Annotated in this window: 23 protein-coding genes; 14 read left to right on the top strand and 9 right to left on the bottom strand. The window is 62.4% G+C overall.

The window, feature by feature from the left end; genetic code table 11:
• The 5 genes from GJB56_RS18415 to GJB56_RS18395 form a co-directional block, all read right to left on the bottom strand.
• Positions 1 to 2,226 (bottom strand): MMPL family transporter, encoded by a 2,226-nt coding sequence (locus tag GJB56_RS18415; RefSeq protein WP_113682605.1) that lies wholly within the window; start codon positions 2,224 to 2,226, stop codon positions 1 to 3.
• Between the two features lie 102 nt (positions 2,227 to 2,328).
• Entirely contained in the window at positions 2,329 to 3,879 is a 1,551-nt protein-coding gene (locus tag GJB56_RS18410; protein WP_113682604.1) for a bifunctional 3'-5' exonuclease/DNA polymerase, read from the bottom strand.
• A gap of 47 nt (positions 3,880 to 3,926) precedes the next feature.
• Positions 3,927 to 4,790, bottom strand: a complete 864-nt coding sequence (locus tag GJB56_RS18405) for a biotin-dependent carboxyltransferase family protein (RefSeq protein WP_070385172.1) — start codon at positions 4,788 to 4,790, stop codon at positions 3,927 to 3,929.
• Positions 4,787 to 5,419, bottom strand: coding sequence for a 5-oxoprolinase subunit B family protein (locus GJB56_RS18400; protein ID WP_020909245.1), 633 nt, complete (start codon positions 5,417 to 5,419; stop codon positions 4,787 to 4,789). Before GJB56_RS18400 ends, GJB56_RS18405 begins: the two co-directional genes overlap by 4 nt.
• The gene (locus GJB56_RS18395) at positions 5,416 to 5,895 is read right to left on the bottom strand and encodes a MarR family winged helix-turn-helix transcriptional regulator (protein WP_019745433.1); all 480 of its coding nucleotides are present in this window, start codon (positions 5,893 to 5,895) and stop codon (positions 5,416 to 5,418) included. The genes GJB56_RS18400 and GJB56_RS18395 overlap by 4 nt, the downstream gene beginning before the upstream one ends.
• 75 nt (positions 5,896 to 5,970) lie before the next feature.
• Here GJB56_RS18395 and GJB56_RS18390 point away from each other — a divergent pair, with 75 nt between their 5' ends.
• Complete coding sequence (locus GJB56_RS18390; protein ID WP_047888295.1) at positions 5,971 to 6,804, top strand: alpha/beta fold hydrolase; 834 nt, start codon at positions 5,971 to 5,973, stop codon at positions 6,802 to 6,804.
• Between the two features lie 4 nt (positions 6,805 to 6,808).
• Here GJB56_RS18390 and GJB56_RS18385 read toward each other — a convergent pair whose 3' ends face one another.
• The 3 genes from GJB56_RS18385 to GJB56_RS18375 all read right to left on the bottom strand — a co-directional run bounded on the left by GJB56_RS18385 (position 6,809) and on the right by GJB56_RS18375 (position 10,250).
• A complete protein-coding gene (locus GJB56_RS18385; RefSeq protein ID WP_113682603.1) occupies positions 6,809 to 7,252 on the bottom strand; it encodes a hypothetical protein in 444 nt (147 codons plus the stop codon).
• 208 nt (positions 7,253 to 7,460) lie between these two features.
• Positions 7,461 to 8,837, bottom strand: coding sequence for an NAD-dependent succinate-semialdehyde dehydrogenase (locus GJB56_RS18380; RefSeq protein WP_113682602.1), 1,377 nt, complete (start codon positions 8,835 to 8,837; stop codon positions 7,461 to 7,463).
• A gap of 99 nt (positions 8,838 to 8,936) precedes the next feature.
• Entirely contained in the window at positions 8,937 to 10,250 is a 1,314-nt protein-coding gene (locus GJB56_RS18375; RefSeq protein ID WP_020909240.1) for a YhgE/Pip domain-containing protein, read from the bottom strand.
• A gap of 171 nt (positions 10,251 to 10,421) precedes the next feature.
• Between GJB56_RS18375 and GJB56_RS18370 the strand changes: the two genes are divergently transcribed.
• The 10 genes from GJB56_RS18370 to GJB56_RS18325 are packed head-to-tail and all read left to right on the top strand — an operon-like array spanning position 10,422 to position 20,994.
• Positions 10,422 to 11,054, top strand: coding sequence for a DUF4178 domain-containing protein (locus GJB56_RS18370; RefSeq protein WP_019745427.1), 633 nt, complete (start codon positions 10,422 to 10,424; stop codon positions 11,052 to 11,054).
• Complete coding sequence (locus tag GJB56_RS18365) at positions 11,051 to 11,551, top strand: DUF2617 family protein (protein WP_019745426.1); 501 nt, start codon at positions 11,051 to 11,053, stop codon at positions 11,549 to 11,551. Before GJB56_RS18370 ends, GJB56_RS18365 begins: the two co-directional genes overlap by 4 nt.
• 26 nt (positions 11,552 to 11,577) lie before the next feature.
• Entirely contained in the window at positions 11,578 to 11,955 is a 378-nt protein-coding gene (locus GJB56_RS18360; RefSeq protein WP_044480673.1) for a DUF4247 domain-containing protein, read from the top strand.
• Positions 11,952 to 12,455, top strand: coding sequence for a DUF350 domain-containing protein (locus GJB56_RS18355; RefSeq protein WP_019745424.1), 504 nt, complete (start codon positions 11,952 to 11,954; stop codon positions 12,453 to 12,455). The genes GJB56_RS18360 and GJB56_RS18355 overlap by 4 nt, the downstream gene beginning before the upstream one ends.
• Positions 12,455 to 14,029, top strand: a complete 1,575-nt coding sequence (locus GJB56_RS18350) for a polyamine aminopropyltransferase (RefSeq protein ID WP_019745423.1) — start codon at positions 12,455 to 12,457, stop codon at positions 14,027 to 14,029. The genes GJB56_RS18355 and GJB56_RS18350 overlap by 1 nt, the downstream gene beginning before the upstream one ends.
• A 52-nt stretch (positions 14,030 to 14,081) precedes the next feature.
• Positions 14,082 to 14,822, top strand: coding sequence for an enoyl-CoA hydratase/isomerase family protein (locus GJB56_RS18345; protein WP_113682601.1), 741 nt, complete (start codon positions 14,082 to 14,084; stop codon positions 14,820 to 14,822).
• A gap of 5 nt (positions 14,823 to 14,827) precedes the next feature.
• The gene (locus GJB56_RS18340) at positions 14,828 to 16,381 is read left to right on the top strand and encodes an acetolactate synthase large subunit (RefSeq protein ID WP_170320384.1); all 1,554 of its coding nucleotides are present in this window, start codon (positions 14,828 to 14,830) and stop codon (positions 16,379 to 16,381) included.
• 48 nt (positions 16,382 to 16,429) lie between these two features.
• Positions 16,430 to 17,107: a GAP family protein gene (locus tag GJB56_RS18335; protein WP_019745421.1), complete on the top strand. Its 678-nt coding sequence runs from the start codon at positions 16,430 to 16,432 to the stop codon at positions 17,105 to 17,107.
• A gap of 18 nt (positions 17,108 to 17,125) precedes the next feature.
• Positions 17,126 to 19,036, top strand: coding sequence for an SEC-C domain-containing protein (locus tag GJB56_RS18330; RefSeq protein ID WP_021345623.1), 1,911 nt, complete (start codon positions 17,126 to 17,128; stop codon positions 19,034 to 19,036).
• Between the two features lie 35 nt (positions 19,037 to 19,071).
• The gene (locus GJB56_RS18325) at positions 19,072 to 20,994 is read left to right on the top strand and encodes an SEC-C domain-containing protein (protein ID WP_230091006.1); all 1,923 of its coding nucleotides are present in this window, start codon (positions 19,072 to 19,074) and stop codon (positions 20,992 to 20,994) included.
• 36 nt (positions 20,995 to 21,030) lie between these two features.
• Here GJB56_RS18325 and GJB56_RS18320 read toward each other — a convergent pair whose 3' ends face one another.
• A complete protein-coding gene (locus tag GJB56_RS18320; RefSeq protein ID WP_019745418.1) occupies positions 21,031 to 22,461 on the bottom strand; it encodes a coniferyl aldehyde dehydrogenase in 1,431 nt (476 codons plus the stop codon).
• A gap of 109 nt (positions 22,462 to 22,570) precedes the next feature.
• On the opposite strand from GJB56_RS18320, the gene GJB56_RS18315 reads away from it, so the two are divergent.
• The 3 genes from GJB56_RS18315 to GJB56_RS18305 all read left to right on the top strand — a co-directional run bounded on the left by GJB56_RS18315 (position 22,571) and on the right by GJB56_RS18305 (position 26,221).
• Positions 22,571 to 23,368 (top strand): enoyl-CoA hydratase, encoded by a 798-nt coding sequence (locus tag GJB56_RS18315; RefSeq protein ID WP_113682600.1) that lies wholly within the window; start codon positions 22,571 to 22,573, stop codon positions 23,366 to 23,368.
• Positions 23,369 to 23,412: 44 nt separating this feature from the next.
• The gene (locus tag GJB56_RS18310; RefSeq protein ID WP_113682599.1) at positions 23,413 to 24,933 is read left to right on the top strand and encodes an acyl-CoA synthetase; all 1,521 of its coding nucleotides are present in this window, start codon (positions 23,413 to 23,415) and stop codon (positions 24,931 to 24,933) included.
• 121 nt (positions 24,934 to 25,054) lie between these two features.
• Positions 25,055 to 26,221: an acyl-CoA dehydrogenase family protein gene (locus GJB56_RS18305; RefSeq protein ID WP_019745415.1), complete on the top strand. Its 1,167-nt coding sequence runs from the start codon at positions 25,055 to 25,057 to the stop codon at positions 26,219 to 26,221.
• The last annotated feature ends 18 nt before the right edge of the window (positions 26,222 to 26,239 follow it).

The raw sequence follows: 26,239 nt of genomic DNA, 5'->3' as shown, positions 1-26,239 counted from the left end.
TCAGTCTTTCGCGCGGGCCAGTTCGGACGGCCACCATATACGTTTCCCGATGTCGTGAGAGAGCGCAGGCACCAGGACACTGCGCACGATGATCGTATCGAGCAACACACCGAAGGCCACGGCAAATCCGATCTCGGCGAGGAAGACCAGCGGCAGGATGCCCAGTACGGCAAATGTTGCGGCCAAGACGATTCCGGCTGAGGTGATCACACCCCCGGTCACCGCAAGACCGCGCAGGACACCTGCACGGGTACCGAATTCTCCGGTCTCCTCCCGGACTCTGGTCATCAGGAAGATGTTGTAGTCGATACCCAGAGCGACCAGGAACACGAAGGCGAACAGTGGGAACGATTGATCCGCCCCGGCGAACCCGAATACGTGTGTGAAGAAGAATCCGCTCACACCGAGCGTCGCCGCGAAGGAAAGCACCACGGTGACAATGAGAATCACCGGGATCAGCAGAGCGCGGAGCAAAGCGGCCAGGACCAGGAAGATCACCACCAACACGATCGGGATGATCAGGTTTCTGTCGCGGACCGAGGCGGCCTGGACATCAAGGGTGGTGGCCGTGCTGCCGCCGACGAGTGCGTCGGCGCCGGGCACGTCGTGGACGGCAGTCCGCAGTCGCTTGACAGTTTCGAGTGCCTGCGGCGAATCGTAAGAGTCGGCGAGGGTTGCATTGATCATGGTTCGGCCGTCGATCGGTGCAACGGTGAAAGCCGCAGGGGCGCAACCCGCAGCGGCGGCTTGTGCGACGGCAGCGGGGTTGGTCTTGATCAGCTCGCTGACCTTTGCGACGTCCACCTGGGTGCAGACGGCGCCGGGATCCTGCGAGATACCTTCGACGCCGCTGGCTGCTTTGATGACGGCGTCGGCCTGGTCGGCGTTTGCGGTGATCACGGCCGGTGCGCCGGCTCCGGGATCGAACTTCGAGTCGTAGAGTTCTTGTCCGACAACAGCGTCGGGACGATTGGTGAAGCTTTCGGTGGATGTCAGGCCATCGGTTTTGAGACTGCCGATCCCGGCCGCGAACAGGATGATCAACAAGACTGTGGCGCCGATCCACAGTGGGCGGTCCTTGCTGCCGACGGCCTCGGCGATCTTGCCCCACATCCCGTGCGTCGTAAGGTCTGCGGCGTGATCGACCTTGGGCTTGCGCGGCCAGAAGACCCACCGTCCGGTGGCGGCCAGAGCGACCGGCATGAACGTCATCATCACCAGATAGGTGCAGGCGATCCCGATGGCGGCGACGGGTCCGAGGCTCTTGTTGGAGTTGAGTTGAGAGAACGTCAGGCAAAGCAGACCGAGAATGACGGTGACAGCCGAAGCGGTGATGGCCGGCGCAGACTCGCGCCAGGCCTTGATCATCGCGTCGAAGCGGTTGGGATACGTGTGCAGTTCTTCGCGATAGCGAGAGATCAAGAGTAGGGCGTAGTCGGTACCGGCACCGATCACCAACACGAAAAGGATGCCTTGAGATTGTCCGGTCAGAGTGAGTAATTCGGCTTTCGCGAGGAAATAGATCACCATCGACGACAAGCCGATGGCGAGGAGCGCGGAGAACAGCGGGAAGAACCACAACACCGGCGATCGGTACACGACAAGCAGGATGAGGATCACGACCAGGAGTGCCGCGCCAAGGAGCGCTCCGTCCAGACCGGCAAAGGCGTCGATGAACGCAACGAGTAGCCCACCTGGCCCGGCTGGGAGTACCTCGACATCACCAGCTGCTTGTTTTGCTGCGTCGATGACGTTCTGCTCGGTGGTCGCCAGGACATCGCCTGCCACGGATGTGTCTCCGTCCTTGGCGACGAGTGGCACGAAGATCGACGCAGTTGTGCCGTCGGCGGAGTACTGAGTGGGTTGCATTCCGTCGGCGTCTACTCCGGAGATGCCGGCAATAGCGCCGTACGCCGAGTTGATTGCAGATTTGTCCGCCTCGGTGAGGGCCGAATCTCGATGGAACAGAACAAAACCAGGGATCGTCTCGACCGCGAGGAAGTTCGCGGATTGATTGCTGACGATCGTCGATTCTGCGGAACTCGGAAGGTACGAGGCGTTGTCGTTCTTCTGAACCTCGGCGAGTTTGCCTTGGAACGAACCGCCGAATCCGCCTGCGACGAAGGCAAAGATTGCAAGCGCGATCACGGTGAAGATCGGCAGTCGACGGCGTTTGACCGTTCCGCGCTCGTTCCGTTCTGCATCAATTGTATTCAGCTTGGTCATGGTTCTCCTCGAACGCAGTCGACCAGCACCAACAAAGCAACGTTTTCCAGTAGAACACGCAATACGGGCGCGGTGGAACCACTTGGAGTGGAATTGACGACGCTACGAAGTGCCTTTGCCGTAAGTCTCGCGGGCTGCGACGTCCATGGGAAAACGAACGACTGTGTCGCCGAACAACAATCGAGTTGCCGAAGCCGCGGCGGCCAGCACGTGGGCGGTACCTGACTCGGGGTTTCGGGTATGCACGACCACTTCGTCGTGCTGGAAGAAGACCAACTCGCCGTCCGGATCTTCGGCGAGGCGTCGCCTGAGGTCGGCGAGCAGGCACAACGCCCACTCGGACGCAGTGGCCTGAACGACGAAGTTTCGCGTGAAACGACCGCGGGCATGAGCGTCGCCGTGGGAGTAGAAGTCGGGAGACGGTGGGGGACAGGCCCGGCCGAGCAGTGACTTCACCACCTCGCCGCGCTCACCTGCCTTGGCAGCTTGCTCGACGTACTCGACGGCGACCGGGAATCGCTTCCGCAACAAGATGAGCAGTGCTTTGGCTTCACCTGCCGTCGCCCCGTACAGGACTCCGAGGATTGCGACCTTGGCTTTTGCACGATCCCCGCCGAAGGCTTCGGCACCGACAAGTGCGTACAGATCGTCGTCGCCGGCGGCAGCCATCATGCGGCGGTCGCCGGACATGGCGGCCAGAATTCGGGGTTCGAGCTGACCGGCGTCGGCGACGACGAACACGTGGCCCGGATCGGCGACGACGCTCGAGCGCATGGTCTTCGGAATCTGGAGGGCCCCGCCGCCCCGGCTCGCCCACCTGCCGGACACGACACCACCGGGAACGTAGATCGGGCGGAATCGATCGCCCCGCACCCAACTGTCCATCCACTGCCAACCGTTGGTGCTGTACAGCTTGGCGAGTTCGCGGTGACGTAGGAGCAGCGGCACAGCCGGATGATCGATTTCCTGCAGAAACCACTTGCGCGTCGACGGCAGTTCGATGCCCTGACGCCCGAACGCCTCGGTGATCTCCACCGAAGACGAAGGATTGACGGTGCGCCCGAAGACCTCGCTGATCTGGGCGGCAAGTTCCTGCATGCGTGCGGGGAGGTCGTATCCCGTCGGCCGCGGCCCCAGTCGTTCTTCGAGGAGTTCGCGGTGCTTCTGCGTCGAGAACGGCAGGCCCGTGTGCGTCATCTCGGCGGCGCTGAGAGCGCCGGCCGATTCTGCTGCGATCAACAAGTCCAGTCGAGCGTCCGTGCCGATGGTTGCGCGCTGATCGGCGAATTCGGTGGCGACGGCGAGAGGATCGAGAACGGGTGCAGTGTCGAAGAGTCCGAGTCGATCGTCGTCGAACTCCTCGGCAGGCGGTGACGGTTTGCCGACGCGCATTCCGAGTATCGCGCGGGTCAGGGAGATGTCGTGGCACCGCTGAACCCGTACGCCTGCCCGCAGTAGCGGTGGGTACACGGTCGCCGTACTCGGCCACACCCACCGCGGGTGCTCGGCTTCCTCGATGGTGCGCACCGCTGCGATCAGGTCGGGGTATTCGACGGGATCGGCGAGCGGCGTTCCACCGGGATCGGTCCGTAGGACAGTTGCCGTCACAGCTCCCGTGGACGTCGTACTACCGGGGACCAGGACAACTCGCACGACATCAGTGTGACGGCAGGGTCCGACACGCCATCGCTCGGCGCTGCTCAGGCCCCGACGAACCGGATGTGCTGACCCGGGCGGGCTTGGCCGAGTCGGTCGATATCTGCGTCCGCGACCACTCCGACCACCGGATACCCGCCGGTGATCGGGTGATCGGCGAGGAACACGACAGGTTGGCCGCTGGGTGGGACCTGGATCGATCCGAGCGCTACGCCTTCGGTGGGGAGTTCGGCGTCATTCGTTTGTTGCAGCAGTTCGTCGGTGCCGACACGATCGAGTCGCGCCCCGATTCGGTCCGAGTCGGTGGAGACCGCCCACTGCCCCCGCAGGAGCGATTCGGGGTTGGTGAATCGATCTGCGCGCGGCCCGAATACGACTCGAATCTCGAGAGTCTCGTTTGTCATCGGTGGAACTGGTGCAAGGTCGACGAGCGAGAACGCGGTCGGCGAAGGCCCGATCGGGAGAACAACCTTGGGCTCGAGAGGCGCCGGACCTATCCCGGACATGGTGTCGGTGCTGCGCGATCCCAGGATCTCGGGAACCACAATGCCGCCTCGAACGGTCAGATACGTCCGCAGGCCACTCGGTGCGTAGTCGAGGCGGACGGTCTGACCGACGTCGAGAGCGATCACGCTCGAATGCCCGACCGGAATGCCGTCGCGGTAGGCCTGTGCGGGCGCCCCGGTGAACGCGATCGTTGCCTGTTGCTGCGCTCGAATGCTCAATCCGCCCAGGAGGACCTCGACGCCTGCCGCGCCCTCGTCGTTGCCGACGAGCCGGTTGCCGAGTTTGAGCGATCGCCTGTCCGCAGCACCGGAAACCCCGACGCCTGAGCGAAGGTGTCCGGTCCGTCCGAGGTCCTGGATCAAACTCAGCGGCCCGGTGTCGAGTATCTCCAGACCGCTCATCGGTCGTCCTCGTTGACGAAGCGCACGCGGCACCCGGGCTGAACGGCGGCCGGTGGTGTGGCGTTCAGATCCCACATCACGGCGTCGGTGCTCCCGATGATCTGCCAGCCACCCGGCGATGCCCGCGGGTAGATCGCGCTGTATCCAGCGGCCAGGGCGACGGAACCGGCTGGCACTGCGGTTCGCGACTGAGTTCGACGTGGAACGTCGAGCCGAGTGTCGCCTGAAGTCAGGTAGGCGAAGCCGGGTGCGAATCCGATGAAGGCGCAACGCCACATCGCCCCGGTATGGGCCGCAACCACCTCGGAACGGCTCATTCCGAGTGACTGTGCGACGTCGTCGAGGTCGGGCCCGTCGTACCTGACGGCGATGGTGAGTGCATCCGTCTCGGAATGCTCGTCTGTGGTCGCGGCAGAATTGGTTTGCTCGAGATCGTTCAAGCACTTCCGGACGTACGTGAGATCTGCCGCCTGGGTGCACGTGACCAGGACCGTGCGAGCTGCGGGGAGGAAGTCTTCGACCCCGACCGGGGTGTTACGCGTCAGTGCTTCGGTGAACGCGAGAACGTCAGCTTCGGAATCGAGGTCTACGAGAAATGCGCGTTCTCCCGCGGGAAGTATGCGAGTCACAGGGAGGGCTCCCGATCGATTCGAGTCCGCTCCACGTCCGCTCGCATCGCCACGATGAAACTCGCGATGGTAGCTCGCTCGGCCGCGGTGTAATTCCCGACGGTGCTCGCAGCCCGTGAAATGAGGGGGCCGAAGAAGCTCTCGCCCAGAGTGACCGCCGATGGTGTGACCTGCAAGAGCACCCGTCGACGGTCCGCTGAATCTCGCTCCCGAGCTACGTGCCCCGCTTTGACCATCCGGTCGACCAGTGCAGTCACCGACGCCGAGTTGATCCCGAGCTGTGAGCCCAACCAACCAGGCGTCGCCGGTGTGTCCGAGCGCTCGGCATCGAGAAGGCAGATCAGTGCGCGGACGTCGGTGGAGTGCATTTTGTATTTGTTCGCAAAGCCGGAAACCGCCACGTTCAAGTCGACGGTCAGTGCGCGAAGCGAGTGGACGATCGCCATCGCTTCGTCTTCTGCATCGCCGACGCTCATGGATGCCTCCAGCCCTGGTGTGTTGTCTCTCGATTGTCTACTATCTCGATAGTCGAGAGAAAATGGGGGTGGGGAATGGACTTCAATCGCGCATACGACGCCGTACTGACCAAATGGCCGCAAAAACCGCTGGGTGTGGATCTCTCAGGCCGGTTCGGCCGAACGCATGTGAACGTCTGTGGACCTGAAGACTCGCGGCCGTTGATCCTTCTGCCCGGGGGAGGTGCCACTTCGACGGTGTGGTTCGACAACGTTGCGGCGCTGTCGAAATCCCGGCGTGTTTTTGCCGTCGACACCCTGGGCGATGCCGGACTCAGCATTCCCAATGGTGATCCGATGAAGTCCGTCGACGATCTGATCGAGTGGATGGACTCGATAGTCGATTGCACCGGCGCCGACACCGTCGATGTGATCGGACATTCCTACGGCGCAATGATTGCGTTGGCCTTTGCGCTGCATCGACCGGATCGTGTCGGGAAACTTGTTCTGCTCGATCCTAATTCGAGTTTCGCCGGCATGAAGGCGGGCTACCTTCTGCGTGCGCTTCCGCTGTTGCTGTCCCCGTCGCGAGCACGCCGACGACGACTGTTGGAGTGGGAGACAGGTGAGTCGAGTATCGACTCCGACTGGCTGTCTCTTGTGGAAGTGGGCACTTCGGATCTACCGCGACCCGATCTCGTAGTGCCTCAACGTCCTTCGAAAGAGGACTTGAGCGCACTGGATGTCGAGTTGCTGGTGGTCCTCGCACAGGACGGACGGGTGCATGATGCGGAAACGGTGTCGAAGTCGGTGCGGGAGAGGATTCCCGCAGCACGTGTCGAGGTGCTGAAAGATGCTTCACATCACAGTATTCCGATGGTTCCCGCCGATGAACTCAACCGGGTGCTCGTCGACTTCTTGGAGGGCTAGCGGATCAGGGTGCGACGACACACCCCGGACCGATCGGGGTGGCCGGATTGACATCGACCGTTGTGACCGGCCCGCCCGCGGACGTCTGGTAGGCCATCAGAGAATGTTCGCCGGGTGCGGTCGGAGTCCACAGCGTGACGGCGTGGCCGAGTACAACCGGCAAGGTGAAATAGGGATTGACGGTGTCCCAGATCAATTCCTGCGGGAACATGGTCGACGCCCGGTTCAGGTCGACAATCGAGACGTTCGACTCGTCCAACGCTGCTGTCCTGGCAACCACCAGATACGTGCAGCCCGTCCCGTACGGTGTTGTCGGCCCGCTGCTGAGACCCGGAAGGACCGTGACGTCTACTACGTCCGCGGAAGCTGACGTCGCGGAACAGATGGCGGCGCTCGCGCTGATGGCGGCGGCGATCACGGTAGTGCGAGCGATTCGTGAAAGTGTCATACCAGCAGGTCGGTTTCATCTGGATGGGTGTTACAGGCTGTCAGCTGTCATCGCGACGAGGTTCGGGTGGAGCCTCACTCGTGGGAGTGTCACTCCGGCAAGCGAGTGACCAGGGCATTGCTCTTGCTGGTCCGTGGGATATGAGGAAAGGCCCCGACCTCAACAGAGATCAGGGCCTTCCTTTGTATTGCGCTACTTTTGCACCGAGCTACTTCTTGGAGACGCGGAGCAGCTTCTTGTTCACGAACTCGTCCATTCCCCACGGACCGAGCTCGCGGCCGACTCCGGAGCGCTTGACTCCGCCGAAGGGCAGACCGGGCAACGTCGTTCCGTGCTCGTTGACAAACGCCATTCCCACGTCGAGATCGGCAGCGACCGACCGGGCGGAATCGAGATCGCTGCTCCAGACGGACCCGCTCAGACCGTAGACCGACGAATTGGCAAGTTCCACAGCCTCGCTGGCCGACTTGACCTTGTAGACGACGCCGGCAGGTCCGAACAGTTCTTCGCTGTAAGCCCGCATGTCCGGGGTCACGTCTGCGAGCAACGTCGGCTGAACGTAGGCGCCCGGGCCGTCGATCTTCCTTCCGCCGGTGAGCAGCGTCGCTCCCTTGGACACAGCGTCGTCGATCTGCTCGATCAGAGTGTCTGCCGCGCTCTGTGAGGACAGCGGGCCCAGGACGGTGGTTTCGTCCAACGGGTCACCGGCAGAAACGGATTCGAAGGACGTCGCCAATTTGCGGGTGAAGTCGTCGTAGAAATCTTCGGTGACGATGAAACGTTTGGCCGCATTGCAGGCCTGGCCGGCATTGGACAGACGCGCCTTGGTTGCGGACTTGACGGTGGCATCCATGTCGTCGGAATCGAGGACGATGAACACGTCCGATCCGCCGAGTTCGAGGACGACCTTCTTGAGATTGCGTCCCGCAGTTTCGGCGACGCTGGTGCCGGCGCGTTCGCTGCCAGTCAGTGACACGCCTTGAACTCGTGGATCGGCGATCATGTCCGCGATCTGCTCGTTGGTCGCGAAGACGTTGACGTAGGCGTCGTCCGGCAATCCGGCTTGTCGCAAGATCTCTTCCATCAGCAGAGCCGACTGCGGACAGTTGGACGCGTGCTTGAGAATGATCGTGTTGCCCAGCATGAGATTCGGTGCCGCGAAGCGGGCGACCTGGTAGTACGGGAAGTTCCACGGCATGACGCCGATCAGGGCACCGATCGGTCGCCGGTACACAACCGACTCCTCGGCCCCGGGAACGTCGAGCCGTTCTTCCTCGAGCAACGCCGGACCGTGGTCTGCGTACCACTGATAGATCGCGGCCGAGAGTTGTACTTCGCCCTTGGCCTCGCGGACCGGCTTACCCATCTCCAACGAGATCATTCGGGCCAGTTCGTCCGCCCGCTCTGTGTACAGTTCGGCGGTCCTGCTCAGGACTGCCGCACGTTGCTGTGGCGCACTGTTGCGCCAGGTCAAGTAGCCGCGATGCGTGTTCGCAAGTGCGGCTTCAACTCCGGCGTCATCCAAAGTATCGAATTCCCTGACGGTTTCACCTGTCGCGGGATTGACTGTTTTGTAATTAGCCATAGTTGTACAACGTGCGGAAGGGGGTCGAAGATTCCCGAAACGCGCAATCACATTGAATCGGCCCAACAGGTTTCGATCAAATCCCGGCTGGGTACCATCTCACGCTACCTTGGGGCGATGGGTGCGTTCGTAGCCCTTGCGGTCGTAGAAACGGGTGGTCACGATGCCGAGTACGACGCCGATCAGTAGACCCACCAACGTCATCCAGACGGCATGCAGCAGCCCTGCCTCACCGCGTGCGCCGAAGAACAGGATCGATCGCGTACCCATGTAGATCTGGTGCATCGGCTCGAATTGCGCCAGCCAGGCATACAACCTGGGGCTGGCTTCGAGGGGGATGGTGCCACCGGACGAGGGCAGCGCGAGAATGACGAACACGAACAGGTTGATCAACATGCCCAACGAGCCGAATGCGGCCATCACCGACATCGCCGTGATGCCGACTGCAGTGATGACCAGCGCGCCGTACTCCCACAATGCAAGCCCGTGAGTGACCGGCATTCCGAGGGCGCGACTGATCCACTGGAACAACGCGGAGACTATGCCGGACAACACGATCATGAACGCCCATTTGACGAGCAGCGTCCGAAACCTGTTGATACCCACAACGTCGTTCTGAACGAAGAGCGGACCGAATTCGGTAGGCGCATATCCGAGCATGCCGTCCACCAAGGAATTGACCACGGTTGCTCCGGTGAATCCCGCAAGGACCAACAGCAGCGCGAAATAGAATGCAACCAAACCGAATCCGGTGCCGTCGGGAAGCGGATCGTGGGCCACCGTGAGTACGTTCACCGGATTTTCGAGCAGCAGGCGGCTCGCTCCTGAGATCTGGGTTCCGGTGCCTCCCGCTTCCAACTGCTGGGTGACCAGGGTGGTGAGTTGCTCGCCCATATTCTTGTTGACCGAGGCGAGGGCTGTAGTTCCGATCGACTGGACCAGAGATGCGGAGACGGAACCTGCACGTGGATTGGTGTAGATCGTGATGATCGGTTGCTCTACGTCACCGGCGACGACACTGGCCTCCGCCAGGATGATCGTCCTCTTCGTGAAATCACTGGGAATCACGATCGCGCCGTACAGCGTGCCGGAGTTCAACCGAGATTGGGCTTCGGCGATACCGATCTGCTGCAGGTCGATCTTCTGGTGGTCGATTCCGTTTTCGAGGCCGGCGACGATGTCGTTTCCGAAATTCTTGCGGTCGGCGGGGTCGCCGCCGGGGAGGGTGTCGCCTTCGTCCTGGTTGACCAGGGCGATCGGGAACTGGTCCAGGTGTTTCTTTGGGTCGAGTATTCCGCCCATGTACAGCGCTGCCAGCGCCGACATCAAGAGGGTGACCACTATCAACGGCGTCAACCAGAATCGTGGTGTGTGCATGACGGTGCGGGCAGACGGCTCCGGGTTCTTGCTCATCGTCAGTCGACCGGCTTTCTTTCGCGCGGAGTTCCTCGGGCTGAGCGTAAACGCAAAGGTGCGCCGGGGCAGTCTTTCGATCTGCCCGCGGCGCTGGAGACCTGCCCGGCCGGCGGCGGGTCAGCTTGCCGGCAGTCTCATCCGAAAAGGCTGAGAACGGATCGGTAGGGTATGGCCCGCGGCAACCCTGCCGAGACGATTTCGGAGAAACCGTTGACCAACGTGCTGATAGTTGTCCTGATACTCGTAGTGATCGCTGCCGTCGCGTTTGTGGTCCTGCGTGGACGCCAGGGCAAGCCGAATGCTCGCGTGGACCCGCTCGCCGACTATCCCGAGGTGTACGACCCCCACAAGATCGGGGTCGGCGACATCATCACGTACGCGGGTATCGACCACGTTGTTCGAGGGACCATCACGCTCGACGAAGAGGGATACATCTGGCGTGAGCACCTTCTCGACGGGTCGACCGGTCGTCGTTGGCTGACAGTGGAGGACGACGAGGGCGAACTCGAGATGACTCTCTGGATGCGTCGAGAAGGAACCAACCTGGTCCCGAACGGCGACGTCATTCTCGACGACAAGGTTCACCGCAAGATCGAAAGTGGAACGGCGAAGTTCACGGCCGAGGGTACGACGGGTACGGCCCCCTCCGGCTCGATGGAATACGCGGACTACGCGACCGCCGACAAGACCGGGCTGATCGCATTCGAGAAGTGGGCGCGCGGACAGTCGTGGGAGGTTTCCACGGGACGTGCGGTCACCCGCAGCGAACTCACCGTCATCCACTCGGGCCCACCGGAATGAGTCTGTATCGACTCGATGTGGAACCGACCGACGTGAATGCCTCGGCACTGGGGTTGGTGCTGGGAGCTCCCTCGCCGCCGACCCTCGCCGAGTTGGTGATCGAAACCTCCGATGCGACGTTGACACTCGGAGTGCTCGGGGCATCTCACGTGGTGACGGCCCGGGCGTCGGGAAAGGAACTGACCGAGCAGGTTTCGTGCGATGCTCTTGCCGCCGGCGGTGAACCCTTGCCGGCAGTGGAGTCCACGGGAAACTACCGGTTCGAGTCTTCGTCGCTGATCCTGGACCGAGTCGAATTCGATTCGGAAGCTGCATCGTTGAGAGAGTCCGCCGGCCAGGACGGTTGGATCTGCGGATCCTTTCCCGGCGACGACACAGCGTTGACCGCGTTGTGTGGCGTGCGAGACCGCCAGGGGTGGAGTTGGCAGAGTTGGCATTTGTACCCGGGGGAGGGGACAGGAGTGATCGTGAAGACGCGCAGTAGGTGGCGCCCGTGAGGGGGCGGACGTGGTTTGCTCCGGTGATGGTGGCAGCCGCAATTATGTTGTCGGCGTGCGGTGGTGGAGCCAAAGACTTCATCGCGGACAACTATTCCAAGACGTCCCAGGATGGCGACGTCGTGTTGTACTCGTCGAAAGATCCAGTGGGCACGACCGTCTCACGGATTGTCGACGCGGACGAACCAGCGGCGCGAAGTGCTGACGGCGGCAACGAATACCTGCGCTACGACGATGACATCGTCACTGTCAGTTCGGCTTCGGGCGGTGGCAGCACCATCAAGGTAGAGGACATCGACGGCACGTATCGCAGCGGCGGATACGCGTACCTGGGACCGGGCTTCAACCCGGGATCCCCGGCGGGTGGAAGTAGTGGCAGCGGCGGCTCGGGTAGTGCCAAATGACGGTAGTGCTCAATGAGAAGGAGAACGGCGTGACGAACATCTTTGCATCCACTTCCGTCGAGATCGGAACGGTGGATCCGGCATTGCTCGTCGGGGGCGTTCTCGGCACGCTCGCCTACTTCGTCGTCGGCGTAGCGGTTCTGGCGACGGGATTCCTGGTCCTCGACCTTATGACACCCGGAAATCTCCGCCACCAGGTTTACGTCGACAAGAACCCGAACGCTGCGATTCTGTTGGCTTCCAACCATCTTGCGCTGGCGATCATCGTGGTGACGGCAATCCTGACCAGTTCGGACGGCTTTGCCCAGGGACTCGCCGACTCCGCGGTGTACGGACTGTTCGCGATCGTGTTGCAAGCGATCGCGCTGCGTTTGATGAACGCATTCCTTCCCGGCAAGTTGGTTGCACTGGTGCAGGATCCGAAGATGTGCGGCGCCGCGTGGGCGGTGGGTGTGAGCTTGTTGTCCATCGGTTTGGTGAACGCCGCAGCGCTCACCTGATGGTTGCCGCTGATCGCGATGTGAAAGTTGCCGAGCGTTCGACGATGCTCGGCTCACGCGCACGCGTGCTTCTCCTTGCGGCTGTTGCCGCGTGCGCGGCGTGCGGCCTGATCTACGAGCTGGCCCTGTTGACGCTCAGCGTGAGTCTGACCGGCGGCGGCATCACCCAGACGTCGTTGATCGTCGCGGGATTTGTTGCGGCGCTGGGTATCGGAGCGCTGGCCGCCAAACCGCTGTTGGGGCATGCGGCCATCTCGTTTGTGACCGTCGAAATCCTGCTCGGGCTGATCGGCGGATTCAGTGCCGTCACGCTGTACGTGACCTTCACGTTCTTCGGTTCCAGCGCAGCAGTTCTGGTGGCTGCGACCGCGCTGATCGGTATCCTCGTGGGTGCCGAAGTGCCTCTGCTGATGACGCTGTTGCAGTCCGGTCGTAGCGACAACGACGCACAGAGCACCGGAAAGGTATTGGCCAACCTCAATGCAGCCGACTATCTCGGCGCGCTGATCGGCGGCCTCCTGTGGCCGTTCGTATTGTTGCCGTGGGCGGGCATGATTCGCGGTGCCGCACTCACCGGCATGATCAATCTCGTGGCTGCGGCAGTTGTCGCGCTGATACTTCTTCGGTGGCAGCTCAGCCTGCGTGCACGATTGATCGCCGTCGTCGCAATGCTGTTGGCGGCGAGCTTGATCGGGTGGCTGCTGATCGCGGCCTCGGACATCGAGACCACGTCGAGGCAGCGGCTCTACACCGATCCCGTGGTGGCCGCCGAGCGATCGGTGTACCAGGAAATCGTCGTCACCGAGCGGGGAAACGACGTGCGACTGTTCCTCGACGGAGACCTGCAGTTCTCCAGTGTCGACGAGCATCGGTATACCGAGTCGCTGGTGTATCCGGCCCTGGTCAACGACCCGCGGCGCGTGCTGATTCTGGGCGGAGGTGACGGCCTCGCTGCACGAGAAGTGCTGCGAATGAACAGCGTCGAGCAGATAGTTCAGGTGGAACTCGATCCGGCAGTCATCGAGTTGGCCAACACGCGTCTTCGTGATCTGAACGCGGGAGCACTCGAGGATCCACGGGTGGACGTCGTACTCGACGACGCGTTTCGGTGGTTGCGCGAGCGTCCGGATCCAGGCTTCGATGCGGTCATCGTCGACCTCCCGGATCCTGACACCCCCGCACTTGGCCGCTTGTATTCAATGGAGTTCTACGGACTTGCCGCTGCCGCGATGAATCCGGGCGGGCTGATGGTCGTCCAGTCCGGCAGTCCGTACTCGACGCCGGATGCGTACTGGAGAACGGTGTCGACGGTATCGGCTGTCGGACTGAGCGTCTCGCCCTATCACGTTTTCGTGCCGAGCTTCGGTGACTGGGGATACGTGCTCGCGCAAAGAGGTTCCACGCCGCCCGAGCTTCGTCTGCCCGCTGATGTGCCGAACCTGCGGTTCCTCGACGAGCCCACCCTTGCGTCGGCCTCGGTGTTTCCTCGCGATCGCCCGAGGCGGGAAATGGAGCCGTCAACACTCGACCGACCGCGCATCGTCGACGATATGCGCAAGGGCTATGAACGCTGAACTCCCGACCGAGTAGCTTGAATCGAGACTCTCGGCCACGACGGAGGTACGGATGACTGTTCGGATCGAGGAGCACGCACCGGGAGTCCGGTTGCTCACGATGGACCGCCAGGAGAGGCGCAACGCGCTCGACCCCAAGACTTACCGCGAACTGACGAACGCGATCCGGGAGTCTGACGACGATGACGCAGTGCGGGTTTCGGTGCTGACGGGCGCCGGTGGTGTCTTCACCAGCGGCAACGACATCGGAAGTTTCCAGGACACTGCCGGGAGAGACGGCGGCGAGGCCAAAGACCTGCTGATCGCACTCGTCACCGCACGCAAACCGATTGTCGCAGCGGTCGAGGGGTTTGCAGTCGGAATCGGCACCACGATGTTGTTGCACTGCGACTTGGCATTCGCGGGGCGAGGTACACGATTCCGATTGCCGTTCGTTCCGCTCGGGCTCTCGCCCGAGGGCGGATCGAGTTACCTGTTGCCGCAGATCGCGGGGCTCAAGCGGGCAACGGAACTACTGATGCTCGGAGAAATGTTCGGGGCGGAGGAGGCTGCCGAAGTTGGCCTGATCAATCGCGTTGTGGAGGCCGAGACCGCGCTCGACGTGGCATTGGAGCGCGCGGTGCGCATTGCAGACTCCCCGGCTGAATCGGTGACGCTGACGAAGATGCTCCTCCGCCGCCCACATCTCGATGCCCTGCTGGAAACCATCGACGTGGAGTCGGATCATTTCGCGAGACGGCGGCGATCCGACGAAGCGCAAGAAGCCTTCGCAGCTTTCATGAAGAAGAGGTGACCGAAATGAATGGTGCACAATCGCTTATCCAGAGCTTGGTCGACTCGGGTGTCGAGGTGTGCTTCGGCAATCCCGGAACGTCCGAGATGCATTTTGTTGCCGCACTCGATTCCGTTCCCCAGATGCGTGCGGTACTCGGCTTGTTCGAGGGCGCCGTCACCGGTGCCGCGGACGGGTACGCGCGTATCGCCGGAAAGCCTGCCGCGACGCTGCTTCATCTCGGCCCCGGAATGGCGAACGGACTGGCGAACCTTCACAACGCGCGCCGCGCCCACACCCCCATCGTGAACATCGTCGGGGACCACGCGACCTACCACCACGGTTTCGACGCTCCACTCGAATCGAATATCGACGCGCTGACCGAGTGGCTGGAGGGATGGAGTCGACGTTCCGACTCCACCGCGACCGTCGGTAGCGATGCGGCCGACGCCGTTGCCGCCTCCATGGATCCGCCCGGACGCATTGCCACACTTGTCCTCCCCGCCGACGTCTCGTGGAGCGAAGGTGGAGTTCTTGCGGGTCCTCGAGACATACCGGGGCGGGCGGAAGTAACTGCAGCACAGATCGACTCGGTGGTAGGCGCGCTCAATGCCGAGGGGCGCGCCACGCTACTGCTGGGCGGCGTAGCGTGTTCCGAAGCCGGACTGCGCGCCGCTTCCCGAATTGCAGTCGCGACCGGTGCACAGATTCTGGTCGAGACCTTTCCGGCCAGGCTTCAACGCGGTGCGGGACTACCGTCATTCGAGCGCTTGGGATACTTCGCCGAGCACGCCACCGAACAACTTCGCGGAACAACTCAGCTCGTCCTGGCCGGCGCGGTTTCGCCGGTCTCGTTCTTTGCGTATCCCGGAAAACCGAGCGATCTGGTCCCGGACGGCGCCGCGGTGACAACGCTGGCGAATGTCAGCGACGATGTTGTCGGCGCGTTGGAAGCAGTGGCGGAACTCGTGGCACCCGGAGTGGAACCCGTTCTGCAGGAGGCAAATCGGCCGTCGCTGCCGAGCGGGCCTCTCGACGTGCGAAATTGGGCCGACGTGATCGGGGCCCTGCTGCCAGACGACTCCATCATCTCCGACGAGGCGGCCACTTCCGGTTGGGCGATCCCGATTGCCCTTGCCGGAGCGCCGCGCCACGACGTGCTCACGCTCACCGGAGGTGCCATCGGCCAGGGCATCCCGGTGGCGACGGGCGCCGCTGTGGCAGCGCCGGAGCGGCCGGTGATCAATCTCGAAGCCGACGGAAGCGCGATGTACACCATCACGGCGTTGTGGACGCAGGCGCGAGAACAGTTGAACGTCACGACGATTCTGCTCAACAATCGCGCATACGCCATCCTGCGTGGCGAACTGCAACGAGTCGGCGCAGAAGGTGGCGGCGTCGTCGCACAGTCGATGTTGGATCTGTCGTCTCCGAACATGGACTACGTCAAGATCTCCGAGGGGTTGGGAGTGCCCGCGTCGCGGGCGAACACAGCGGAGGAGTTGGCCGAACAGTTTGCCGCAGCGCTGGCGGAACCCGGCCCGCATCTCATCGAGGTCATGCTGCCTCCGCCGTCGTGATTTCGACCTCGAATCGATCGTCGATTTTGCATTCAACTGGAGGTTTTGGTGCTAGCTGCGATCGGTCTGTCTCTTCCGATTGCCCTCGGCCTGCTTTTCGTCTCGATGCCCATGGCGGTGATCGTGCTCGTCATGATCACCGCTGGAGCACATCGAGGGGCGGCATCTTTTCTACTCGGGTGGGTCCTCGGAATCTCGGCAGTCGTTGCGGTGACGATCGTGATCGCGGACTATTCGTTTGCGGAGTCGGAGTCGTCGCAGACTTCGGTGTGGTCGAGCGTCGTACGAATCGTGTTGGGGCTCGTTCTGTTCGGATTGGCGTACAAGCAGTGGCGAGCGCGTCCGAGGGACGGAAGTGATCCGACAGTTCCGAAGTGGATGAAGAGCATCGACGGCTTGACTCCGCGGAAGGCGTTCGGGTTGGCGTTCTTGTCCGCGGCGGTCAATCCCAAAAATGCAGCGCTGGCGGTATCCGGTGCGGCCACTATCGCGGTCGCCACGAATGTTGTTGCCCAACAGATTGTTGCCGCGGTGATCTTCACGGTCATCGCGAGCGTCGGCATCGCGTCGCCGATCCTGGTCAAGGTGTTCTCCGGCAAGCGAGCCGACGAGATCCTCGCATCAGCGAAGTCATGGATGACCGCGAACAACGCAGTGATGATGACGGTCATCCTGGCAATCCTCGGTGCGACCGTGCTGGGCGAGGGGCTCAGTGGACTGCAATAAGTCGCCTACCATTGGCGGGTGACTGATTTCGACGACGAAACCGCTGGTTCCGACGCTGCTGGTTCCATTGCCTCCGCTGCTTTGGCTGTTCTGCGCGAGCAAGGCCCGCTGAGTCTCGAAGAGTGGGCGACCCATCTCGAGGAGTACGGAGCTGCGACCGAGTTGGCCGACGTGCTCGAGTATCTGTCCGAACCGATGCTCGGGTACCTGCCCAACGGAAAGTACGTCGCCCTCGACACGGTCCTCGAAGGGCTCGTGTTCACTCACCGGCTAAGCGAGCTCGAGATTGCGTCCGACATCCTCGACGCGAGCCCCGATCTGGAACCGATCTTGGCATTCGGCGACGGCGAGGACGGGGCGATCCGGGTGGCCCTGGCGGAAGAAGCGGCCGTGGAACGTGGAGCTGCTCCCTTCCGGAGTCGACGAGTTGTGGTTCTTCCAGCCGGAACCCTCGGCGAGTGCGCCGACGGTGATCTCATCGGCCTGGCAGTCGAAGACGGAAGACTTGCGTTTCGTCTGGTCGAGATCGAGGACGAACCCGATCTTGCTCCGGCGCTCGGCGAACTCTTCGAGGAGGACGGAGTCGAGGCCCTGGATTCGGTGTGCTGGCAACTCCTGCTCGAGGATCCGTCTCTCTTCACGGTTCCTGTTGCGCCGCTGGGTGAGATCTTCGAGGCGGCAGGTTACGAGCACGAGCGTGAACTACTGGCTCGGCGGGGATTCGACTTCGATGCCTACGACCTGCAGATTCGGACAGCTTTGGTCGCCAGTACCTACGACCTGACCCACGACGAGGCCGTCGCTGCTGTTGCATTTGTCGATCTGGCGGACCGCGGATACACCGATGCCGTCATCGCCGACTTCGACATCGTGGACTGGGCTCGCCGTCACGTCAGCGCCGCCCCGGACTTCTTTGTCTCACTGGCAGATCCGGGTGCTGCAGTGGCCGTGTTCGATCTCGGATTTCGGAATCAGGACCCGGTGACCGACGCAATCCTCGAAGCGCTTGCGTCCGAACTGGCCGAGCGAGGGCCACGGTCGGTCAGGGCGGCGGCTCATTGGCTCGCCGGTAAGGCCGTCGATCGGCTGGGGCGCGTCCTCGAAGCGGAGGCGCACTACGAGAAAGCGCTCCTTGCCGAATCCGGTTGGGGTCCGGCCTTGTTCGAGCTGGCTCAGTTCGCGTCGGACCGCGGCGACGCGACCCGGGCGCTGTCACTGCTCGGGCGGATCGACGGCGGAAGTGAAGAGAATCTCTACGCCGTACTGCAGGACTTCGTCCCAGTCGATCACCCGGAACTCGGGCGAAACGACAAGTGTTGGTGCGGTTCCGGCCGCAAGTACAAGGTCTGCCACCTCGGAAAGGCCGATGAATCGGTCAAGGCAGATGGTCGCTGGTTGTACAAGAAGGCGTGCCTGTTTGCGTTTGCCTCCGAATTCGTCGACGTCGTGACCGGGCTCGACGATCTCGAAAACGCGAATCTCTCCGAGGACGAACTGATCGCCGCCACGATCTTCGACGGCTCGGCACTGGACGTGGCTCTGTTCGAGGGTGGGATCTTTGCCGACTTCCTGGCCAGACGCAGCGAACTACTTCCCGAGGCGGAAGTAGTGACAGCCGCACAGTGGCTCGGGGTCCGGAGGTCGGTGTACGAGGTGATCGAAACTTCCGACACCGGCGTCGTGCTGCTCGATCGTGTGTCCGAGGAAACCGTCACCGTTGGTCACCCGGTCGAAGGAAAGCCCGGCGACCTGATCAGTGCCAGGCTCCTGACGGCCCCCACTGGTGCGCTTGCGGTGGGCGTTGTCGTCATGTCCTCGGAATCGCAGGCTGCGAGGGTACTCGAGGTTCTCGCTTCCGAGGAACTCGACGCCGAAGAACTGGTCCGCGAGTCGCGTGGAGGCGCCGATCACTCGACCGATGACCGGTGACGATGTATCGAGTCGACCCCGTTAAAGTTGGATAGGTGAACGAACCGATGGATGCCAATGACTTGATCGCCGAAGCCGCGATGGAGTTGTTGCGTGAGCACGGCCCGCAGACAGCGGCGGACTGGGGCACCCTGTTGGCCGATGCCGGCCACGGTACAGCCGACGACATGGCCGAATTCGTCGAGTACGTCGAGGACCCACTGCTCGGCTACTTGAGTGAGGAGCGGTACGCCGCACTCGACACGTTGTTCGAGCATCGAGTGCTGACCCATCGGCTCACCGAAGCCGAAATAAAGTCCGGCGTTCTCGACGCGAACCCTGATCTGATGATGCTGCGGGTGTTCCTCGATCGTGACGACGACGAGATTCATGGCATCAGCGTCGTGCACCGCGGGATCGACGACGACCTGTTGGCTGATCGTGGGATCGAAGATCCGGAGTTCCCGCACGACGAGGGTTTTCTCCTCGACACCGATACTCTCGCCGAATGTTCTGCGGGCGATTTGATCGGACTGTTCGTCGCTGACCGTGAGCTGACGCTCTGCACCATCCCCGAGGTACTGGATCCCGCACCCGGATTCGGCGAGAGCCTGGGGACGGTCCTCGCAGACATCGGTGCTGACACCCTCGATGCCATTGTCTGGCAATTGATGCTCGACGAGCCGTCGCTGTTCCGTCAGCCCACCGCACCGCTGGGCGAAATGCTCGAGGCGGCAGGTTACGTCCGCGACGGTGATTACGTTGCGGTCGACGGATTCGATTTCGAGGCATACCACCTGGCGAACCGAGCCCGCATGCTCGAGGTTCGGGAGAACCTGCACCCGGAAGAAGCCGCCTCGGTGATTGCCTTCGTCGATGTGGTCATGGCCGCGAAAGCCGAAGCCGTCGAGGATGTCTCGGACTGGGCGCGCAAGCAGATCAAGGAGGATCCGCAGACCTTCGCCGGCATCGCCGAGCCGCCCGCGGCTGCGGCAGCGTTGGAGCTGTTGTCCGAACTCGACGATCATGATTCCGTATTGCATTCTGTTGCAACTGCTCTCGCCGAGAAAGGGTCGCGTCGTGTCAAGCCGGCAGCGCATTGGCTGGCAGGCAAGGCTTCGGATCGTCTCGGCAAGATCCTTGTCGCTGAGGCGTCGTACGAAACGGCGCACGATCTCGATCCCGACTGGACTCCCGCGATCTTCGATCTGGCACTACTGGCGGCCGATCGCAGCGACGTGACCCGCGCGCTGGCACTTCTCGGCCGGATCGAGGGTGGCGAGTCCGAGGTTCTGCACGAGGTTCTTCAGCGCTATGCCCCGGCCGAGCACCCCGAACTCGGCCGAAATGACAAGTGCTGGTGCGGTTCCGGTCGCAAGTTCAAGGTCTGCCATCTGGGCAAGTCCGAGGTGACGTTCGATGATCGGGCCAACTGGCTCTACGTCAAGGCTCAGTTGTTCTCGCGCACACCGGAGTACTTCGACGCCGTGTTCGATCTTGCGCTCATCCGTGCCGAGCAGTTCAACAGCGAAGAAGCACTGACGCTGGCCGTCGAAGGCGGATTGGCCGTCGACGCTGCCTTGTTCGATGCAGGTATTTTCGCGGCATTTGTCGAGCGGCGCGGAGAACTGTTGCCTGCCGACGAACGCGAACTGGCCGATCAGTGGTTGTCGATTCCGCGCTCGGTGTACAAGGTCGCCTCGACGGAGCCGGGACAGTTGGTGACCCTCAGCGACGTCCGCAACGGGCATCTGGTGAAGGTCACGGACGAGTGGGGCTCAGTCAATCTCGAGCCGGGCACGCTCGTCTGTGCACGCGTTCTCCCCGCCGGCTCCACGATGCGCACCTTCGGTGGCATCGAACCGCTTGCAGCAGAGGACAAGAGGGAACTGATCCAACTGATCGAGTCGGTGGATACCGAACCCGGTCAGCTGGTGGAGTTCCTCAGCCGCGGCCTTGCCGGTGCGCCTTTCCGGTAGCGTGCACTACCAAAAAGGCGCACGGGGCCGGAGGCCTCAGGGCGTGACCTGAGCCAACATCATCTGCTCGAAACCCTCACCGTACGGCGGGAGCATTCCCCATTCACCGCGCGGGTCATGCTGCGCTGCTTCGAATACCGTTCGGGCGTGACTGAACTCGAGGAAACCCTCGCGGCCGTGGTAGTGCCCGATACCCGAAGCTCCGACGCCGCCGAAGGGTGCGTCGCTCAGGCCCGGGTGTGACATCGCGTCGTTGATGGTGACGCCGCCCGAGACGGTGCGTTCGAGTACGGATTCCTTCTCGTCCAGGTCGGTTCCGAAGTAATACAGCGCCAACGGTTTCGGCCGTGAATTGATGTCGGCGACGACGCTGTCGAGTTGGTCGTACGGCAGGATCACGACGGCCGGTCCGAAGATCTCCTCCTTCATGATCTGCGCGTCGGTCGGAGGGTCGACCACGATTCGCAGTGGGCGGCGGCGAGTGTCTGCGGAGAGTTCTTCGTCGGGAACGGTGATGATTCGTGCCCCACGCTCTTCCGCGTCCGCGATGTACCCCTCGATGCGTGCGAGGTGACGATCGCTGACTATCGAGACCATGTCTTTGTTGTCGGCGATCGTGGGGAACAGTCCGGTGAACTGATCGGTGAACGCGTCGATGAACGCTTCTGTGTTCTCGCGCGGGACGTAGATCAGGTCGGGAGAGACGCAGAGTTGGCCGGCATTGGTCGACTTCGCGATGGCCAAACGTGATGCAGCAGAGCTGATATCGGCACTGCGGCTCAAGACGCTCGGTGACTTGCCGCCGAGTTCGAGGGTGACCGGCACCAGGTTCTTCGCAGCATTGGCCATGACCAGCTTTCCGACGGTTGTGCTGCCGGTGAAGACGAGGTGGTCGAAAGGCAGCGACGTCAGCAGATCAGCGACCTCCGGTCCACCTGTCACCACCGCGACCTCCACGGGGTCGAGCGTTCGACGCGCCGCCTCGGCCAGGACCGCCGCAGTGTTCGGCACGATCTCCGACGGTTTGAGAACGGCGCGATTTCCCGCTCCGAGGGCGCAGGCGAGCGGGCTCAGGAGAGTGAAAAGGGGAGCATTCCAGGTTCCGATGATGCCGATCGAACCCTTCGGCTGGTACGACACGTACGCCGTGGCACCCAGCTGATCCTGCATCGCCCCGGTGGCTCTCGGTGAGCGAATCATCCACTCTTCGAGCGAATCACGAACGTGCTTGAGTGAAACCATGGATCCCAGAACATCATTCATCACCGAGTAGGCCGGGATTCGGCCGCCGAAGTCTTCGTTGATCGCTTCGGTCAGATCCTTGTGGTTTGCCACCAGAAGATCGACGACGCGTTGGATGCGCTCGCGTCGTGTCTGCGCGGACGGAAGACCAGCGGCGCGAGTTGCTTCCTGCTGGGCCCGCAGAATCTCTTCGAGATCGGTGGTGACGGCGGCATCGGTGCTCATGGGCACTCCTCGTAGTGGCGAAGTATTGACCGGACCGTATCGACGCGGCGCGAACAGATGCCCCTTTCGTCTCGTTGACCGGGACGGATTCGATTGGTAGAGAGAACACATGTCGCAGACACAGGTAGAAGACACTGCAGTGAAGATTTCCGTCGAGGAGTCGGTGGGACTCGGATTCCTGACGCTCGATCGGCCGGCGCGGCGCAATCCGCTCTCGGCGGAGACCATGCGCGAGGTGACGGCTGCCATTCTCGAATTGTCTGCAGACGAGCGCGTGCGGGTCGTGATCGTGCGCGCCGAAGGCCCGGTGTTCTCCGCCGGCCACGATCTGACGGAGATGATCGGGAGAACCCTCGAAGACGAGCGGGCGATCTTCGACGGCTGTACCGAGATGATGGAGACCGTACAGCGGATTCCGCAGCCGGTGATTGCCGCAGTACAGGGCCCGGCTATCGCGGCGGGCTGCCAACTGGCCGCGTCGTGTGATCTGGTTGTTGCTGCGTCGAACGCTGTCTTCGGTACTCCCGGCGTCAAGATCGGACTGTTCTGCTCGACGCCCATGGTGGCCCTGAGCAGGGCAGTAGGGCGCAAGCGCTCGATGCAGATGTTGCTCACCGGGCAGACGATCGACGCCGACACCGCTGCGGACTGGGGTCTGGTGAACTTCGTCGTCGCGCCCGAAGACCTGGACCGAGAGGTGCGCGAACTGGCCGGCAAGATCACGACGGCCAGCCCCCTGACGGTGAAGATCGGTAAGCAAGCGTTTTATCACCAGATCGATCTGCCGCAAGCCCAGGCGTACGAGGCGATGGCGGAAACGATGGCAACCAATGCCGTGACCTGCGACGCTCAAGAAGGTATGCAAGCTTTTGTGGACAAGCGAAAGCCTGAATGGCGCAATAAGTAACGATCGCTCTTCCGGTTTAGTTGGACGTCCTATAACCTGAGCGAATGAGCCTGGATCCACGCACCAACACCGTCGACGGAGTGCTTCGGCGCTCGGCAGCCAAGTACCCCGACCGCGTAGCCGTCGTCTTCGAAGATCGCACTCGCACCTACCGCGAACTCGACGACGCGGTGACGCGGGTCGCGGCCCACTTGCTCGGTCTGGGCCTCGAACACGGCGACCGCGTCGCGGCATACGGAACCAACTCCGACGCCTATGCAATCGGATTCCTTGCCTGTGCGCGAGCAGGTTTGGTGCATGTTCCGGTCAATTACGCACTCAAGGGGGAGGAACTCCGGTACCTCGTGGCGCAGTCAGGCGCCCGCGCGGTGTTGGTGGATCCGGCATTGGCGTCGACGCTCGACTCGGTTCGCTCCGACCTCGATCTCGACCACGTGATCGCACTGCGGGACGCGGAACTGTCGGTGGTCACGATCAGCGAGGCCGGCGAGGTGCCTGTTTTCGAACCGCGTGCGACGTCGACGGATCTGGCGCAACTGCTGTACACCTCGGGCACAACCTCGAAGCCCAAGGGCGCCATGATGTCTCATAGCGCACTGGTTCACGAGTACGTGTCCTCGGTGATCGCGCTCGGGCTCGACAAGAACGACAACCCGCTGATCTGCATGCCGATGTACCACTCCGCGGGCATGCACGTCTTCATGCTGCCGTACCTGTCCGTCGGTGCGACGGTCAGTCTGATGCAGGCGCCGGACATCCCGGAGATCCTGCGCCGCGTCGAAGCAGAAAAGATCGGATCGCTGTTCCTGGCCCCGACCGTGTGGGTACCGTTGGCCAACCATCCGGACCTCGAGACCCGCGATCTGTCTTCGCTCAAGAAGGCGCAGTACGGCGCCTCGATCATGCCGGTCACGGTGCTCAATCGTCTGCGTGAGCGTTACCCGGACATCGGCTTCTACAACTGCTTCGGCCAGTCCGAAATCGGTCCGCTGGCAACAGTTCTCCAGCCCGGCGAGCATGCTGATCGTCCGTCTTCTTGCGGGCGAGCGGTGTTCTTCGTCGAAACCCGTGTCGTCGACGCCGACGGAAACGACGTTGCCGACGGTGAGTCCGGTGAGGTTCTCTACCGCTCACCGCAGCTGTGCAACGGCTACTGGGAAAATCCGGAAGCCACCGCCGAGGCCTTCCGTGACGGCTGGTTCCATTCGGGCGATCTTGTCGTGCGGGACGAAGAAGGGTTCATCACGGTCGTCGACCGAATCAAGGACGTCATCAACACCGGCGGCATCCTGGTGGCGTCGCGCGAGGTCGAAGATGTGGTCTACACACACCCGGCTGTGGCAGAAGTTGCCGTGATCGGTACGCCCGACGAGAAGTGGATCGAGGCCGTCACCGCGATCGTCGTGCTCAAGGACGGCAACGACGAGTTGACGCCTGAGGCGTTGATTGCCCACGTCAAGGAGCGAATTGCCCCGTTCAAGGTCCCCAAGCACGTGCGTTTCGTGGCCGAACTCCCGCGAAATCAGAGCGGAAAGCTGCTCAAGCGGGAACTGCGCACCGTCTGACACCTGCTATAGGTTCTGCCTTACCTTCGGTTCGTTTTCAGGTCTTTGACTCCGATTGCCTCACGGTATTGACTTCGGAGGACGGCATGGACTTCGGAAAACAGCAAGGTGAGTGGTGGGAATGCAGGTCGATGCAGATGACTTCGCAGATATCTTGGCGACTGCGCGGGAGTTCATCCGTAAGGAAGTAGTTCCGCGTGAGCAGGAGATTGCCGACACCGACGCCATTCCTGAGGACATACGCAAGAAGGCCGCAGCCATCGGGCTGTTCGGCTACGCGATTCCTCAGGAATGGGGTGGGCTCGGACTCGACCTCACCCAAGATGTCGAACTGGCAATGGAATTCGGCTACACGTCCCTGGCGCTGCGTTCGATGTTCGGTACCAACAACGGAATTGCCGGGCAGGTGCTGGTCGGCTTCGGTACCGACGAGCAGAAGGCTCAGTGGCTCGAGCGCATCGCCTCCGGCGACGTCGTGGCTTCCTTTGCTCTCACCGAACCCGGCGCGGGCTCAAACCCGGCCGGCCTCCGGACCAAGGCCGTTCTGGACGGATCCGAATGGGTGATCGACGGCAACAAGCGGTTCATCACCAATGCTCCACTGGCACAGCTGTTCGTGGTGTTCGCGCGCACTCGCCCGGCGGATTCCGATGGTCCGGGAATTGCAGTCTTCCTGGTTCCGGCTGACACGCCAGGAGTCACAGTTGGTCCCAAGGACAAGAAGATGGGTCAGGAAGGTGCTTGGACCTCCGAGGTCACCTTCGACAACGTCCGGGTTCCCGAGTCGGCCCTCGTCGGTGGCGACCAGGACACCGGATACCGCGCAGCGATGACGTCTCTCGCGCGCGGACGAGTCCATATCGCGGCGCTCTCGGTGGGAGCAGCACAGCGAGCGCTCGACGAATCTGTCGCGTTCTCCGTGGTCACGGAACAGGGCGGCACCGCTATCGGTGACTTCCAGCTGGTTCAAGCGATGCTGGCTGACCAGCAGGCCGGTGTCATGGCCGGGCGTGCGATGGTGCGTGAGGTGGCTGCGCGGTACGTCAGCGGTGAGGATCGACGTCTCGGCCCCTCGGCGGCAAAGCTTTTCTGCACCGAGATGGTGGGCAAGGTCGCTGATCTCGCCGTGCAGATCCACGGTGGCAACGGGTACATGCGCGGTGTGCCGGTCGAACGCATCTACCGTGAAGTTCGCCTGTTGCGCCTGTACGAGGGAACCAGCGAGATCCAGCGACTGATTCTCGGCGGTGGGCTCGTGGCGCAAGCGAAAAAGCAAAACCAGCGCTGACACCTTTACCTGACGAGC

Source organism: Rhodococcus sp. AQ5-07 (genome assembly GCF_009707305.1).
GTDB lineage: Bacteria > Actinomycetota > Actinomycetes > Mycobacteriales > Mycobacteriaceae > Rhodococcus_F > Rhodococcus_F erythropolis.
Note: the sequence above shows the minus strand (reverse complement) of the source record. Positions and strands in the feature narration are given on the sequence as shown.